At 58.2% G+C, this 15,176-nt stretch carries 14 protein-coding genes; 10 read left to right on the top strand and 4 right to left on the bottom strand.

Annotated features, from left to right (window positions below; genetic code table 11):
- Window positions 1-150: 150 nt before the first annotated feature.
- Window positions 151-1,845: a lactate permease LctP family transporter gene (locus ACP7EE_RS17955; protein ID WP_426235627.1), complete on the bottom strand. Its 1,695-nt coding sequence runs from the start codon at window positions 1,843-1,845 to the stop codon at window positions 151-153.
- A 261-nt stretch (window positions 1,846-2,106) separates the two neighbouring features.
- On the opposite strand from ACP7EE_RS17955, the gene ACP7EE_RS17950 reads away from it, so the two are divergent.
- The gene (locus ACP7EE_RS17950; protein ID WP_420647540.1) at window positions 2,107-2,874 is read left to right on the top strand and encodes an FCD domain-containing protein; all 768 of its coding nucleotides are present in this window, start codon (window positions 2,107-2,109) and stop codon (window positions 2,872-2,874) included.
- Window positions 2,875-3,024: 150 nt separating this feature from the next.
- Here ACP7EE_RS17950 and smpB read toward each other — a convergent pair whose 3' ends face one another.
- On the bottom strand, window positions 3,025-3,507 hold the full coding sequence (gene smpB, locus ACP7EE_RS17945) for an SsrA-binding protein SmpB (protein WP_008088297.1): 483 nt from the start codon (window positions 3,505-3,507) through the stop codon (window positions 3,025-3,027).
- A gap of 119 nt (window positions 3,508-3,626) precedes the next feature.
- Between smpB and ACP7EE_RS17940 the strand changes: the two genes are divergently transcribed.
- Genes ACP7EE_RS17940 through ACP7EE_RS17930 form a run of 3 tightly spaced genes read left to right on the top strand, consistent with a single transcriptional unit; the run spans window position 3,627 to window position 5,779 of the window.
- Window positions 3,627-5,030, top strand: coding sequence for a sodium-dependent transporter (locus ACP7EE_RS17940; RefSeq protein WP_426235625.1), 1,404 nt, complete (start codon window positions 3,627-3,629; stop codon window positions 5,028-5,030).
- A 7-nt stretch (window positions 5,031-5,037) separates the two neighbouring features.
- The gene (locus tag ACP7EE_RS17935) at window positions 5,038-5,472 is read left to right on the top strand and encodes a type II toxin-antitoxin system RatA family toxin (protein ID WP_420647542.1); all 435 of its coding nucleotides are present in this window, start codon (window positions 5,038-5,040) and stop codon (window positions 5,470-5,472) included.
- Entirely contained in the window at window positions 5,465-5,779 is a 315-nt protein-coding gene (locus tag ACP7EE_RS17930) for an RnfH family protein (RefSeq protein ID WP_426235623.1), read from the top strand. Before ACP7EE_RS17935 ends, ACP7EE_RS17930 begins: the two co-directional genes overlap by 8 nt.
- Window positions 5,780-5,839: 60 nt before the next feature.
- Here ACP7EE_RS17930 and ACP7EE_RS17925 read toward each other — a convergent pair whose 3' ends face one another.
- Window positions 5,840-6,367: an outer membrane protein assembly factor BamE gene (locus ACP7EE_RS17925; protein WP_420647544.1), complete on the bottom strand. Its 528-nt coding sequence runs from the start codon at window positions 6,365-6,367 to the stop codon at window positions 5,840-5,842.
- A gap of 97 nt (window positions 6,368-6,464) precedes the next feature.
- Between ACP7EE_RS17925 and fur the strand changes: the two genes are divergently transcribed.
- Window positions 6,465-6,869, top strand: coding sequence for a ferric iron uptake transcriptional regulator (gene fur, locus ACP7EE_RS17920; RefSeq protein WP_016771770.1), 405 nt, complete (start codon window positions 6,465-6,467; stop codon window positions 6,867-6,869).
- A 75-nt stretch (window positions 6,870-6,944) separates the two neighbouring features.
- Here fur and recN read toward each other — a convergent pair whose 3' ends face one another.
- A complete protein-coding gene (recN, locus tag ACP7EE_RS17915) occupies window positions 6,945-8,618 on the bottom strand; it encodes a DNA repair protein RecN (RefSeq protein WP_426235621.1) in 1,674 nt (557 codons plus the stop codon).
- Window positions 8,619-8,858: 240 nt separating this feature from the next.
- On the opposite strand from recN, the gene grpE reads away from it, so the two are divergent.
- The 5 genes from grpE to carA all read left to right on the top strand — a co-directional run bounded on the left by grpE (window position 8,859) and on the right by carA (window position 15,075).
- Window positions 8,859-9,425 (top strand): nucleotide exchange factor GrpE, encoded by a 567-nt coding sequence (gene grpE / locus ACP7EE_RS17910; RefSeq protein WP_426202647.1) that lies wholly within the window; start codon window positions 8,859-8,861, stop codon window positions 9,423-9,425.
- Between the two features lie 102 nt (window positions 9,426-9,527).
- On the top strand, window positions 9,528-11,444 hold the full coding sequence (gene dnaK, locus ACP7EE_RS17905; protein WP_426202646.1) for a molecular chaperone DnaK: 1,917 nt from the start codon (window positions 9,528-9,530) through the stop codon (window positions 11,442-11,444).
- Window positions 11,445-11,739: 295 nt separating this feature from the next.
- Entirely contained in the window at window positions 11,740-12,864 is a 1,125-nt protein-coding gene (gene dnaJ / locus ACP7EE_RS17900; protein ID WP_426202644.1) for a molecular chaperone DnaJ, read from the top strand.
- A 9-nt stretch (window positions 12,865-12,873) separates the two neighbouring features.
- Window positions 12,874-13,680 carry a 4-hydroxy-tetrahydrodipicolinate reductase gene (gene dapB, locus ACP7EE_RS17895; RefSeq protein WP_426202642.1) on the top strand — a complete coding sequence of 269 codons (807 nt, stop codon included), beginning with the start codon at window positions 12,874-12,876 and terminating at the stop codon, window positions 13,678-13,680.
- A 258-nt stretch (window positions 13,681-13,938) separates the two neighbouring features.
- Window positions 13,939-15,075, top strand: coding sequence for a glutamine-hydrolyzing carbamoyl-phosphate synthase small subunit (carA, locus tag ACP7EE_RS17890; protein WP_426235618.1), 1,137 nt, complete (start codon window positions 13,939-13,941; stop codon window positions 15,073-15,075).
- Window positions 15,076-15,176: the final 101 nt, after the last annotated feature.

The raw sequence follows: 15,176 nt of genomic DNA, 5'->3' as shown, positions 1-15,176 counted from the left end.
CAGGCGTGTCTCCGGGTGGGCCCGGTTATCCGTCTGTGGCGGCTGCTGAATATAAAGCGTGTTGCTTTCAGCAGCCTTACAGACCGGGTTGTGAATTGCTGACACCGGAATCACGCGCCGGCGTCGGTTTTATCCCTGTTGCTTGTAATCTCAATGCACCAGCATGCCGGTGAACCAGTAGGCCTGGGCCAGCGTGATCAGACCGACAATCGTTGCAAAGAATAGGCTGTGCTTGAGGGTGAAGCGGAACAGATCCGATTCCTTGCCCACCAGACCCGTCGCGGCGCAAGCCACGGCGATCGACTGTGGCGAAATCATCTTGCCAGTCACGCCACCGCTGGTATTTGCGGCCACCAGTAGCACGTCACTGACGCCGATCTGATGCGCGGTGGTCGCTTGCAGCGAACTGAACAGTGCGTTGGACGAGGTATCGGAGCCGGTGAGGAACACGCCCAGCCAGCCAAGGAACGGCGAGAAGAACGGGAACGCCGCGCCAGTACCCGCCAGCACCAAAGCCATGGTCGAAGACATGCCGGAATAGTTGGTGACGAAGGCGAAGGCCAGCACCATGCCGATCGACAGAATTGGCCAGCGCAGTTCGTAGAAGGTCTCTTTCAAAGTGGTAAGACCAGTTTTGAAATTGATCTTCAGTACCAGCATCGAGATCAGCGCGGAGAAGAAAATTGCCGTGCCGGTCGCGGAAATCGGGTCGAGTTTGAATACGGCCGGGATCGCGGTTGGCGCGGCGACGATCGGTGCGGTTTTGATCACCAGTTGATCAAGATGCGGGATCGCGAAGTTGAACACCCAGGCGTACATCGAGCCGCCGGCGGCAAACATCGCTTTGAAAGGTTTCAGGGTCCAGATGGTCACCAGTACGGTGAGGATCAGGAACGGCGACCAGGCGATGAAGATCTCCCAGAGGCTGTAAGGCGAGGCCACGGTAGTGCGCTTTTGGCCGAAACCGCCGACGTTGGCAGTGACGATTTCGCTGGAAGTCACGCCAGCAATTTGCGCGCCTGCGGTGCGTTTCGGCTGCCAGACTTTCAGGAACAGGGTCAGCGAAATCAGGCTGGCGAGGGCCGAAGTAATGTCCGGCAGCTCGGGGCCGATGAAGTTCGAGGTGAAGTATTGGGTGATGGCGAAGCTCAGGCCCGCGACCAATGCTGCCGGCCAGGTTTCGCGCACGCCGCGCAGGCCGTCCATCATGAACACCAGCCAGAACGGCACGAACAGCGACAGCAGCGGCAGTTGCCTGCCAGTCATTGCGCCGATCTTGAACGCGTCGATGCCAGTGACTTGTCCGGCAACAATGATCGGAATCCCCAGTGCACCGAAAGCAACCGGCGCGGTGTTGGCAATCAGGCACAGGCCGGCGGCGTACAGCGGATTGAAGCCCAGTCCTACAAGGAGTGCGGCGGTAATCGCCACTGGCGCGCCGAAACCGGCGGCACCCTCGAGGAAGGCGCCGAAGCAGAAACCGATCAGCAGCACTTGCAGGCGCTGGTCGTCAGTGATCGACAGTACCGAACTGCGGATCACCTCGAACTGACCACTTTTGACCGTCAGTTTGTAGAGGAACACTGCCGCAACGATGATCCACGCAATGGGCCACAGGCCGTAGGCGAAGCCATAGCCAGCGGCGGCGAAGGCCATGTCGACCGGCATCTGGAACGCGAAAATCGCCACGATGATTGCCAGCGCCAGCGTGATGCTGCCGGCCACGTGACCCTTGAGGCGGAACACCGCCAGAGCGAGGAAGAAAAACACGATGGGGATGACGGCCGCCAATGCGGAAACGCCGAGACTGCCGAGCGGGCTGTAGATCTGTTGCCAGGTTTGCATATGGGGTGGCCCCTAATTGTTGTTGGTCAGGCACTGTCAGCGTTCTTGGTTAATTGGTAAGACCAATTTACAATCGCTGTTGGCTAGGGTAAAAGCCTTGATGTGGGTGTGTCAATTTGCCGCCCCGAAAATTTCGTCGAATGAGCGGTGCAGAGCGCATCTGATCCGCTCGAGCGAATGCTGTCTGGTAGGTGTCGTGAAGGCGCCGATAGGCCAGAATAGAGAGCCCGGCGAGCGGTCGGGCTCGTGGAGAAGTGAGTTATGGGGTTTGATCAGATACGTCAGCGCCGTTTGTCTGACGATATTGTCGAGCGGCTTGAGGGGATGATCCTCGAGGGCACGCTGAAGTCCGGTGAGCGGCTGCCGGCTGAGCGCACGCTGGCCGAGCAGTTCGGGGTTTCACGCCCATCGTTGCGCGAAGCGATTCAGAAACTGGCGGCCAAAGGTTTACTGATCAGCAAGCAGGGCGGCGGTAATTATGTTGTGGAGTCGCTGGGTTCAACGTTCAGCGATCCGCTGTTGCAGCTGCTTGAAAGCAACCCTGAGGCCCAGCGCGATCTGCTGGAGTTCCGCCACACTCTGGAGGCATCGTGCGCGTATTACGCTGCGTTGCGCGCCACCGATGTGGATCGCGAACGTCTGACGGCTGCGTTTGAAGAGTTGCAGGACTGCTACTCGCGGCACGATGAAGTGAGCCGGGCGGAAGAGGGCGCGGCGGATGCGAAGTTTCACCTGGCGATCGCCGAGGCCAGTCACAACGCGGTGCTGCTGCACACCATTCGCGGATTGTTCGATCTGCTCAAGCGCAACGTGGTGACCAACATTGGCGGCATGTACAAACAGCGCACGGAAACTCGCGACATGCTGATCACTCAGCACCGGGAATTGTTTCAAGCGATTATCGAAGGGCATGCCGAGCAGGCGCGCGAAGTTTCCAGCCGACATATTTTGTATGTGCAGGAAGTGCTGGAAGAAGTGCGTCAGGAAGTACAGCGTATGGCTCGGGCCGAGCGGCGCAAAGGGATGTAGGACGGTAATTCAATTGTGGCGAGGGAGCTTGCTCCCGCTGGGGTGCGCAGCGGCCCTCGCTTTATTGATTGTCGCGAAAGCCGATGACGCCTGCTGCGCAGTCGAGCGGGAGCAAGCTCCCTCGCCACAGTGCAGCATCAAGGCCGGAAATTAATCTTCCTTGCCCTTGTTGCGCACCGCGCGCTGCAATTCGCGACCGGCATCGCGTTCGCGCTCGGTATCACGCTTGTCGTATTCCTTCTTGCCCTTGCCCAAAGCAATCTCGCACTTGACCATGTGCTTGCTCCAGTACCAGGACAGGCAGACGCACGCGTAACCCTTTTGCTGCACCATCGCGGCAAGCTTTTCCAGCTCGCGGCGGTTGAGCAGCAATTTGCGTGTGCGTACCGGGTCAGCGATGACGTGGGTGCTGGCGGTCATCAACGGCGTGATGTGACTGCCGAGCAGCCAGGCCTCGCCATCTTTGAGCAGCACGTAACTGTCGACCAGTTGCAGCTTGCTCGCCCGCAGACTTTTTACTTCCCAGCCGGCCAGGACCAGACCAGCCTCGAACTTGTGTTCGATGAAGTAATCGTGTCGCGCCTTTTTGTTCTGCGCGATGGTCCCTGTTGGGTGTTTCTTCTGTTTAGCCATAGGGGCGGCATTATATGGAGATAAACGGCTGTCCGCTACGGTGATGCTGCGTGCTTGAGCAGGTTGAGTGAATCCCGGACAATGCGGCCTCTTTTTCTAACGCTTGGGCGTGATAAACGATGTCGACAGACAAGGTTTCTGTCCACGGCAGTTGGGCTAGCCGCTGGGTCTTCATACTCGCCGCGACCGGTTCGGCCGTGGGACTGGGTAGTATCTGGAAGTTTCCCTACATGGTCGGGGTCTACGGCGGCGGCGCCTTTGTGCTGATGTTCCTGGCGTGTATCGCGCTGATCGGCATCCCGGTGATGCTCGCCGAAACCCTGATTGGCCGGCGTGCGCGGCAGAGTCCGGCCAACGCCCTCAAGGTATTGGCGGTCGAAGCCGGGCACTCGGGGAAGTGGTCGTGGGGCGCGTTCGCCGGGATGATCACGGCGTTGCTGATCCTGTCTTTCTACAGTGTGGTCGGCGGCTGGTCGCTGGATTACATCATTGACATGGGGCGCGGCGACTTCCAGGGCGCATCGGCCGCTCAGGTCGGTGCTTACTTCGGCAATGTCATCGCCGATCCGTGGCGTCTGACACTTTGGCATACGATTTTCATGCTGCTTTCGGCATTGGTGATCGCCAAAGGCGTGGTCGCCGGGCTGGAACGCAGCCTGCGCATAATGATGCCGTTGCTGTTCGTGATGATTCTGGTGCTGCTCGGTTACAGCATGACTACCGGGCATTTCATGGAAGGCGTGCATTTCATGTTCGATTTCCATCCGGAAAAAGTCCTCGACGGTCTGCTGCCAGCCATGGGCCACGCGTTTTTCTCTCTGAGCGTGGGCGTAGGTTCGATCATGATTTACGGCGCTTATATGCCGAAGAACTCGTCGCTGTCCGGCACGGTCGTGGGCGTGGCGCTGCTCGATACGTTCGTATCCCTGGTGGCCGGTCTGGCGCTGTTCCCGATCGTGTTCGCCGCTGGCCTGAACCCGAGCGAAGGCCCGGGTCTGATGTTCGTCAGTCTGCCATTTGCCTTTGGTAACGTAGCGTTCGGCCAGTTGATGGGGGTAGTGTTCTTCGTATTGGTGGCTGTTGCTGCCTGGAGTTCGGCGATTTCGTTGCTGGAGCCAATGGTCGCGTACCTCGTTGAGCGCACAAAAATCAGCCGCGCCTGGGTGACTTTCTGGCTGGCATTCACCTGCTGGTTCGTCGGTTTGGGCACGGTGTTTTCCTTCAATATCTGGAAGGAAGCCAAATTTTTCGTGAACGAAGGCGGGATGTTCCATCTCTACCAGTGGGGTGCGGCGAGCGGTCTGGACTTCTTCGGCGTGATCGACTTCTTCACCTCGCGGATCATGTTGCCACTCGGTGGTTTGTGTTTCGTATTGTTTGCCGGGTGGGTGATGGGGCGTGAAACGGTACGCGACGAACTGTCGATCCGCAATCCGGCGCTGTTTGCCCTGTCCCTGTTCTTGATGCGCTATGTGGCGCCCATCGGCATTCTTGTAGTGTTTGCCGCTCAGCTTTGGAAGTGACGCTTACATGACGACACATATTCAACGATCGGCATTGCTGCCGTACCCGGCGCAATTTCTCTATGACCTGGTCAACGACGTGGCGCGCTATCCGGAATTTCTGCCGTGGTGCTCGGCTGCCGAGGTGCTGGAAAGCTCCCCGGAGCACATGCGCGCCAGTGTCGGCGTGGCCAAGGGCGGGCTTAGTCAGCATTTCGTCACACGTAATACGCTGGTGCCAGGGCAGTCGATCGAGATGAATCTTGAAGAAGGCCCGTTCAACCAGTTGCATGGCGTCTGGGTGTTCAAGGCGCTGAGCGACAAGGCCTGCAAGATCAGTCTGGATCTGTCCTTTGACTATGCCGGGCCGATTGTGCGTGCCACTTTGGGGCCGTTGTTCAATCAGGCAGCGAATACGCTGGTGGACGCGTTTTGCCAGCGCGCCAAGCAGATGCATGGTTGAAGCAGTGATCGAAATCGAGGTGGTATACGCGGCAGTTGATCGTCAGGTGCTGCGCACCTTCAGAGTGGTCGATGGCTTGACGGTGCGTGCGGCGCTGATGGCGTCTGGTATTGGTGATGAGTTTCCCGAGCTGGATCTGGCGAGCTGTCCTGTGGGGATCTTCGGCAAGGTGATTGCTGATCCTGACGTTCGCTTGATTCAAGAGGGGGATCGGATCGAGATCTACCGACCGCTGCTGGCCGATCCGAAAGAAGTGCGGCGCTTGCGTGCCGCCAAGGCTGCCGAGGCCAAAGCTCGAAATCTGTAAGCTGGCCAAATGGCAGGCAATAAAAAACCCGGATATCCGGGTTTTTTATTGCCCCGCCAATTACTGCGGCGAGGTGTCCAGCGGTTCTGGTGTCGGGACCGGAACGGTCTCCACACCATCCACGTCTTTCTGGATCTGATCCAGCAAAGAACCTGGCTTGACCGGTTTTTCCGGTGCTGGCTTCTCGGCGTTTTCAGCAGGCGCGGTCACGTTAGTGTCGCTGCCCTTGCCGAGAATGGCTTCGTCACGGCTTACGCCCGGCATGAAGTCACCGGACAGGCTGACGAGCTGGTCGTTCGGGTTGAAGATAACACTCATGCGTTCCTGCTGGCGTTCACCGCCACCAGGTTGCAGGCTATACAGATAATCCCAGCGATCGGCATGGAACGTGTCGGCAAGCAGAGGGTTACCCATGATAAACCGTACTTGCTGGCGGGTCATTCCCGGGCGTAACTGGTCTATCATGTCCTGCGTGACGACATTGCCCTGCTGGATGTCGATTTTGTAAACCCCGGGGAATGAACAACCGGCGAGTGCGAGCAGTCCCACAAAGGTGAAACTGGTTAGCAAGAGCTTGGTGTTTTGCATCGGTGGGCGACTTCCACTATCTTGGCTGGGACAACGTAAACGCCGATCATACCCGCATTAAGAGAAGCTGCGAAGCAGCATCGCGAGAAAGCTGACCATGGTTGAAAATAGCGAACTACGCAAAGCCGGCCTCAAAGTGACCCTGCCACGGGTCAAGATCCTGCAAATGCTCGACTCTACAGAGCAGCGTCACATGAGTGCCGAGGACGTCTACAAGGCGTTGATGGAAGCGGGCGAGGACGTCGGTCTGGCCACGGTTTACCGTGTTCTGACCCAGTTCGAAGCCGCTGGCCTCGTGGTCCGTCACAACTTCGACGGCGGCCACGCAGTGTTTGAATTGGCCGACGGTGGCCACCACGACCATATGGTCAACGTGGAGTCGGGTGAAGTCATCGAATTCTTCGACGAAGAAATCGAAAAACTTCAGAAATCCATCGTCGAGAAGCACGGTTTTGAGATGGTTGATCACAATCTCGTGCTGTACGTACGCAAGAAAAAGTAAGCATGTCGCGCGAATTTCAGGTTCGCGAAACGAGCGAAGGCGACCCAAGGGTCGCCTTCGTGCTTTCTGCTGTGCTTAAACTTTTGCCGTAACAACCATTTTTTTCGCGTGAGCCAAGGATTCCTTGGTCAGATCGATGCCGCCGAGCATCCGCGCGACTTCTTCTATGCGCTCATTTTTGCTCAGCTTCGATACCGCAGTGTGGGTCGCCTGCTCGCCGCGCACCTTGTGCACGAACAAATGCTGATGACCTTGCGCAGCCACTTGCGGCAAGTGCGTCACGGTCAGTACCTGCCCGCGATCCCCGAGGCGCCGCAACAACTGGCCGACAATTTCCGCCGTTGGACCGCCGATCCCCACGTCCACTTCGTCGAATACCAATGTCGGTACGCGGGAGGTCTGCGCGGTGATGACTTGAATCGCCAGGCTGATCCGTGACAGCTCACCGCCGGATGCCACTTTGGCCAATGCCTTCAATGGTTGGCCGGGGTTGGCGCTGACCAGCAATTCAACCTGCTCCAGGCCGTTGGGCAGCAGTTCGTCACTGGAGTTGGCGCGCAACTCGATGGTAAAGCGACCACCGGGCATACCCAGACGCTGAATCTCTTGCTCCACAGCACTGGCGAGTTTACCTGCCGCCTGATGGCGCAAGTCGCTCAGCTCGCGGGCCTTCTCCTTATAATGGCGGGCAAACGAGGCGAGTTCTTCGCCCAACTGCTCGATGGATTCATCATTGGCGTTAAGGGTTTCGATCTCATCCAGCAGTTTTTGCTGCATGTCGGCGACTTCGGTCGGCTGGATCCGGTGCTTACGCGCCAGGGTGTAGATGGCGTCGAGGCGTTCTTCCAGGTATTGCAGGCGCGCCGGGTCGGCATCGAAGTTGTCGAGGAAACGGTTGAGCTCGCCGACGGCCTCCTCGACCTGGATCTGCGCACTGGTCAGCAGGCTGCTGGCTTCGCCCAGAGCGCCGACTGAATTATTCACGCTCGACAAGCGATTGAGGCTGGCGGTCAGCGCATTCAGCACATTGCCTGAATCACTTTCGCTGCACTGCTCGACCACTTGCCGGCAAATGCCGAGCAAGGTTTCGGCATTGGTCAGGTTTTTGTGTTCCTGCTCCAGCTGCTCCAGCTCGTTTTCACCGAGACCGAGGTTCTCCAGCTCTTCGAGCTGGTAGCTGAGCAGTTGATGGCGTGCGCGTTGTTCATCCCCGGAGTTGGAAAGACGTTCCAGCTCTTGACGCGTCTGGCGCCAGCGTTGGGCAGCCAGCTGCACCTGGCGGGCCAGGTCGTTGGCGCCGGCGTATTCGTCGAGCAAGCGTCGGTGGGTATCGGTCTTGAGCAGGGATTGGTGTTCATGCTGGCTGTGGATATCGATCAGTAACTCACCCAGGGCCTTGAGGTCGCAGAGCGGGCAGGGCGTGCCGTTGATGTAGCCACGCGAGCGTCCTTCCGAGGTGATGACGCGACGCAGAATGCACGGCCCTTCATTGTCCAGATCGCGCTCGGCCAGCCAGGCGCTGGCTTCGGGAATGTCGACCAGATCGAAGGTAGCGAGGATATCGGCCTTGTCAGCGCCCGGGCGGACCACGCCGCTGTCGGCACGGTCGCCGAGGGTCAGACCCAAGGCATCGAGCATGATCGACTTGCCGGCGCCGGTTTCCCCAGTGATCACGCTCATCCCGCGATCGAGTTCGAGATCGAGATGTTCAACGATGGCGTAGTTATGTACGGACAGGTGCACCAGCATGACGGCCGCTCCCAGGCTTTAGGTCTGGTTATTTATACAGTGTTTTGTTTCTGGCTGACAATGCCCTCGCTCAGGTCCATTTGCTTGATCCGACCAAACGCACATCGCGCGAGGAAATGAAAATGCAGCACTTTTTTGTAGGGTTAATGAATCGTCGCCCTTGAAGCCTGATTTTGCGGCCCCATATACCGGGACAGAAGCGCGAGTCGAGCTCGCGGACGTTATTGAAAGGAGAACTCCATGGCTGACGAACAGACGCTAGATCCGCAAAACACGGACGCCAATCAGGCGACCGCCGCGTCAGGTGATGACGCTACTCGTGTGCAATTGCTCGAAGAGCAACTGGCCGCTGCGCAGGATCAATCTCTGCGTGTAGCCGCCGATCTGCAAAACGTCCGCCGCCGTGCCGAGCAGGACGTGGAAAAGGCGCACAAGTTTGCGCTGGAAAAATTTGCCGGCGACCTGCTGCCGATTGTTGACAGTCTGGAGCGCGGCCTCGAGCTGTCGAACGCGGATGATGAAAGCATTCGTCCGATGCGTGAAGGCATCGAGCTGACCCTGAAAATGTTCCACGACACCCTGGCGCGCTACAACCTTGTAGCTGTTGCTCCGCAGGAAGGTGAGCCTTTTAACGCTGTAGAGCATCAGGCAATGGCCATGCAGGAAAGCGCCAACGTTGAGCCAAACAGCGTGTTGAAGGTTTTCCAGAAGGGCTACCAGCTCAACGGTCGTCTGCTGCGTCCAGCGATGGTTGTTGTCAGCAAGGCGCCATCGCCAGTTTCGCCTTCTATTGATGAGAAGGCTTGAAATTAGCCGCGGCGCCCCCATTTAGAAGTCAAGCGTTTAAGTGCTACCGCAGTTAGCCACCACTGCTGCGGCAACCAAATCCAAAGTTTCGGGAGAGTTAACATGGGCAAAATTATCGGTATCGACCTGGGGACTACCAACTCCTGCGTCTCCGTTCTTGAAAACGGCGTAGCCAAAGTTATTGAAAACGCTGAAGGCGCGCGTACCACGCCGTCGATCATCGCTTATGCCAACGATGGCGAGATCCTCGTTGGTCAGTCGGCCAAGCGTCAGGCTGTGACCAATCCGCACAACACCCTGTATGCGGTGAAGCGTCTGATCGGTCGTAAGTTCGACGAAGAAGTCGTACAGAAAGACATCAAGATGGTCCCGTACAAAATCGCCAAGGCTGACAACGGCGACGCGTGGGTGGAAGTAAACGGCCAGAAAATGTCGCCGCCACAAATCTCGGCTGAAATCTTGAAAAAGATGAAGAAGACTGCCGAAGACTACTTGGGCGAAACCGTAACCGAAGCGGTCATCACCGTTCCGGCCTACTTCAACGACAGCCAGCGTCAAGCCACTAAAGACGCCGGCCGCATCGCTGGTCTGGACGTAAAACGTATCATCAACGAACCAACCGCAGCCGCTCTGGCTTACGGTATGGACAAGGCCAAAGGCGATCACACCGTGATCGTTTACGACCTGGGTGGCGGTACCTTCGACGTTTCCGTGATCGAAATCGCTGAAGTTGACGGCGAGCACCAGTTCGAAGTGTTGGCCACCAACGGTGACACCTTCCTCGGCGGTGAAGACTTCGACATTCGTCTGATCGACTACCTCGTTGACGAATTCAAGAAAGAAAGCGGCATGAACCTCAAAGGTGACCCGCTGGCCATGCAGCGCCTGAAAGAAGCCGCTGAGAAAGCCAAGATCGAACTGTCCTCGAGCATGTCGACTGACGTGAACCTGCCGTATATCACTGCAGACGCTACCGGTCCTAAGCACTTGAACGTGAAGATCTCGCGTTCCAAGCTGGAAGCGCTGGTTGAAGACCTGGTTCAACGCACCATCGAGCCTTGCCGTATTGCGCTGAAAGATTCCGGTATCGATGTTGGCGCGATCAACGACGTGATCCTGGTCGGCGGTCAGACCCGTATGCCACTGGTTCAGAAGCTGGTGACCGAGTTCTTCGGTAAAGAAGCACGTAAAGACGTGAACCCGGACGAAGCCGTTGCCATGGGTGCTGCTATCCAGGGCGCAGTATTGGCCGGTGACGTAAAAGACGTTCTGCTGCTGGACGTCAGCCCGCTGACCCTGGGTATCGAAACCATGGGCGGCGTGATGACCGCGCTGATCGAGAAAAACACCACGATTCCTACCAAGAAATCCCAAGTGTTCTCGACTGCCGATGACAACCAGGGTGCTGTGACCATTCACGTGCTGCAAGGTGAGCGTAAGCAAGCCGCACAGAACAAGTCCTTGGGCAAGTTCGACCTGGCCGAGATTCCACCAGCACCACGTGGCGTGCCACAAATCGAAGTGACCTTCGACATCGACGCCAACGGCATCCTGCACGTTGGTGCGAAAGACAAGGCTACTGGCAAAGAGCAAAAGATCACCATCAAGGCCAACTCGGGCCTGTCTGATGAAGAAATTCAACAGATGATCCGTGATGCTGAAACCAATGCTGAAGCGGACAAGAAGTTCGAAGAATTGGCTGCTGCCCGTAACCAGGGTGACGCGCTGGTTCACTCGACTCGCAAGATGATCGCTGATGCTGGCGACAAAGTGACCGCGGAAGAGAAGACCGCAATCGAAGCCGCTCTGGTTGCCCTGGAAGCCGCCGTAAAAGGCGACGACAAGACTGCTATCGACGCCAAGGTTGAGGAGCTGTCGAAAGTCTCCGCGCCGGTTGCTCAGAAGATGTATGCCGAACAGGCTCAGCCTGCTGAAGGCGCGGCACCGCAGGACGACAAGGCTGAAAAGGCTGACGACGTTGTCGATGCCGAGTTCGAAGAAGTCAAAGACCACAAGTAAGTCAGTGGTCGTCCGGTTGACTGCCTCACGGCGGTGACTGGTAGGATGTCGCCGCGCGGGAGCTTGCTCCCGCGTTGGCGTATCTGGAATACGTGAATTTTTACAGCATGCGACAACGCTCGGGTGCTGGAGGTATGGCCGAAGATGCTCCTGCTTTTCCGCCGCAAATACCGCATGAATCAAAGACCAGGATCGTTGAATTGACGTGAGTTGGGTCCGGGCCTGTATTGGGGCTCAACGAGTTTGGCGAAGCTCAGGAGGGTTTTGCCGAACGTCCTTAAGAGTGCAAAGACTTATGGCTAAGCGTGACTATTACGAAGTATTGGGTGTTGAGCGTGGCTCAAGCGAAGCAGACCTGAAGAAGGCCTACCGCCGCTTGGCAATGAAGCATCACCCGGACCGTAACCCCGATGACAAAGCATCGGAAGAACTGTTCAAAGAGGCCAACGAGGCCTACGAAGTGCTGTCCGATTCGAGCAAGCGCGCGGCGTACGACCAGTACGGTCATGCCGGCGTTGACCCGAGCATGGGTGGCGGCGGTGCCGGTTTCGGCGGGCAGAACTTCTCCGACATCTTCGGCGATGTGTTCAGTGACTTCTTCGGTGGTGGTCGCGGCGGTGGCCGTGGCGGCGCTCAGCGTGGCAGTGATTTGCGCTACACCCTGGAGCTGAATCTGGAAGAAGCGGTGCGCGGCACGACCGTGAACATCCGCGTTCCGACGCTGGTCAACTGCAAGCCGTGCGACGGTTCGGGCGCGAAGAAAGGCTCCTCGCCATCGACCTGCCCGACGTGCGGCGGCATCGGTCAGGTGCGCATGCAGCAAGGCTTCTTCTCGGTGCAGCAGACCTGCCCGCGCTGCCATGGCCAAGGCAAGATCATTTCCGACCCGTGCGATTCGTGCCACGGTGATGGTCGTATCGAAGAATACAAAACCCTGTCCGTGAAAGTCCCTGCTGGCGTTGACACTGGCGACCGCATTCGTCTGTCCGGCGAAGGCGAGGCGGGTACTCAAGGTGGTCCGACCGGCGACCTGTACGTGGTTATCAACGTGCGCGAGCACTCGATCTTCCAGCGCGACGGCAAGCATCTGTTCTGCGAAGTGCCGATCAGTTTCGTCGACGCAGCATTGGGCGGCGAGCTGGAAATTCCGACCCTTGATGGCCGCGTCAAACTGAAAATCCCTGAAGGCACCCAGACCGGCAAGCAGTTCCGCGTGCGCGGCAAAGGCGTGGCTCCGGTGCGTGGCGGCGGGGCGGGCGACCTGATGTGCCGCGTGGCGGTCGAGACTCCGGTCAATCTGAACCGTCGTCAGCGCGAATTGCTCGAAGAATTCCGCAGCTCACTGGCGGATGACAACAGCCACTCGCCGAAAACCACTGGCTGGTTCGACGGCGTGAAGCGCTTCTTCGGCGATTTGTAAGGAGTCGGCATGCGACGTATTGCAGTGATGGGCGCCGCCGGGCGTATGGGTAAGATTCTGGTTGAGGCCGTGCAGCAGCGCGCGCCGCTGACCGGGCTGACTGCCGCCATCGTTCGTCCAGGCAGCACGCTGATCGGCGTCGATGCCGGTGAGCTGGCGTCACTGGGGCGGATCGGCGTGCCGTTGTCCGGTCATGTTGAAGCGGTAGCGGAAGAGTTCGACGTACTGATCGACTTCACGTTGCCGGAAGTCATGCTGAAAAATCTGGCGTTCTGCCGCAAGGCTGGTAAGGCCATGGTCATCGGTACGACCGGGCTGGACGCCGCGCAGAAGCAATTGCTGGCCGACGCGGGCAAGGACATTCCCATCGTGTTCGCTGCCAACTTCAGTGTTGGGGTCAACCTGTCGCTGAAGTTGCTGGATATGGCCGCGCGCGTGCTGGGTGATGATGCGGATATCGAAATCATCGAAGCGCATCATCGGCACAAGATCGATGCGCCGTCAGGTACGGCTCTGCGCATGGGGGAAGTGATCGCCGGCGCGCTGGATCGTGATCTGCAGAAAGTTGCGGTCTACGGTCGAGAAGGTCACACCGGAGTGCGTGAGCGTGAAACCATTGGTTTTGCCACCGTGCGTGGTGGTGATGTGGTCGGTGATCACACGGTGCTGTTCGCCTGTGAAGGTGAGCGTCTCGAGATCACGCACAAGGCTTCCAGTCGCATGACTTTCGCCAAGGGCGCTGTGCGTGCCGCGCTGTGGCTGGACGGCCGCGCGCCCGGTCTTTACGACATGCAAGACGTGCTCGACCTGCATTAAGACGCTACAAAAACCGGGTTCAAACTATACGTTTGAGCCCGGTTTGTTCCGCCAGGCGACGTCCTGTCGCATTCTCTGCCCTTTCGGGCTCATTGGCGGTAGACCAAAAAAGCCTTTTTCTGTAAGCTACAGCTTTAGTGTGTCCACTAAAAGCGCGCAGAATAATTCAGTGAACAAGCGGGGTGACGTGTCCATACGTCATTCCGCTTTTTTACAACCTGCGATTGCCCTTTCATGCGTTATTTACGGGAGGTCTTCTTGACTAAGCCAGCCATACTTGCCCTTGCTGATGGCAGCATTTTTCGCGGTGAGGCCATTGGAGCCGACGGCCAGACCGTTGGAGAGGTGGTGTTCAACACCGCAATGACCGGCTATCAGGAAATCCTTACCGATCCTTCCTACGCCCAACAGATCGTTACCTTGACCTACCCGCACATTGGCAACACCGGCACCACGCCGGAGGACGCCGAGTCGGATCGCGTCTGGGCAGCGGGCCTGGTCATTCGTGACCTGCCGCTGGTGGCGAGTAACTGGCGCAACACGATGTCCCTGGACGATTACCTGAAAGCCAACAATGTTGTGGCAATCGCTGGTATCGACACCCGTCGCCTGACGCGCATCCTGCGTGAAAAAGGCGCGCAGAACGGCTGCATAATGGCCGGCGACAACATCTCCGAAGAAGCCGCGATTGCCGCTGCGCAAGGCTTCCCGGGTCTGAAAGGCATGGATCTGGCGAAAGTCGTCAGCACCAAGAAGCAATACGAGTGGCGCTCGACTGTCTGGGATCTGAAGACCGACAGCCACGCGACCATCGAAGCTTCCGAGCTGCCATATCACGTGGTCGCTTTCGACTACGGCGTCAAGGTCAACATCCTGCGCATGTTGGTTGAGCGCGGCTGCCGCGTGACAGTTGTGCCGGCGCAAACCCCAGCTGCCGATGTACTGGCACTGAAGCCGGATGGCGTGTTCCTGTCCAACGGCCCTGGTGATCCGGAGCCTTGCGACTACGCGATCCAGGCGATCAAGGAAGTGCTGGAAACCGAAATTCCGGTATTCGGCATCTGCCTCGGTCACCAGCTGCTGGCTCTGGCCTCCGGCGCCAAGACCCTGAAAATGGGCCATGGCCACCACGGTGCCAACCACCCGGTGCAGGATCTGGACACTGGCGTCGTGATGATCACCAGCCAGAACCACGGTTTTGCGGTAGATGAAGCGACCCTGCCGGCCAACGTTCGCGCGATCCACAAATCGCTGTTCGACGGCTCCCTGCAAGGCATCGAGCGCACCGACAAGAGCGCGTTCAGCTTCCAGGGTCACCCTGAAGCCAGCCCGGGCCCGAACGATGTGGCGCCACTGTTCGACCGCTTCATCAACGAGATGGCCAAGCGACGCTAAGCGTTCGCCTTGAGACTGTAGAGAGAAGCCCTGAGGGCGGCCCCGAACCCGGCGGCCCCCTCGGGACTTCAGAAATCGATCAAGACGGCTTGCCGACTGAC

The organism is Pseudomonas sp. TWP3-2 (assembly GCF_049897765.1).
Taxonomy (GTDB): Bacteria; Pseudomonadota; Gammaproteobacteria; order Pseudomonadales; family Pseudomonadaceae; genus Aquipseudomonas.
This window is presented reverse-complemented; position numbering and strand designations above follow the sequence as displayed.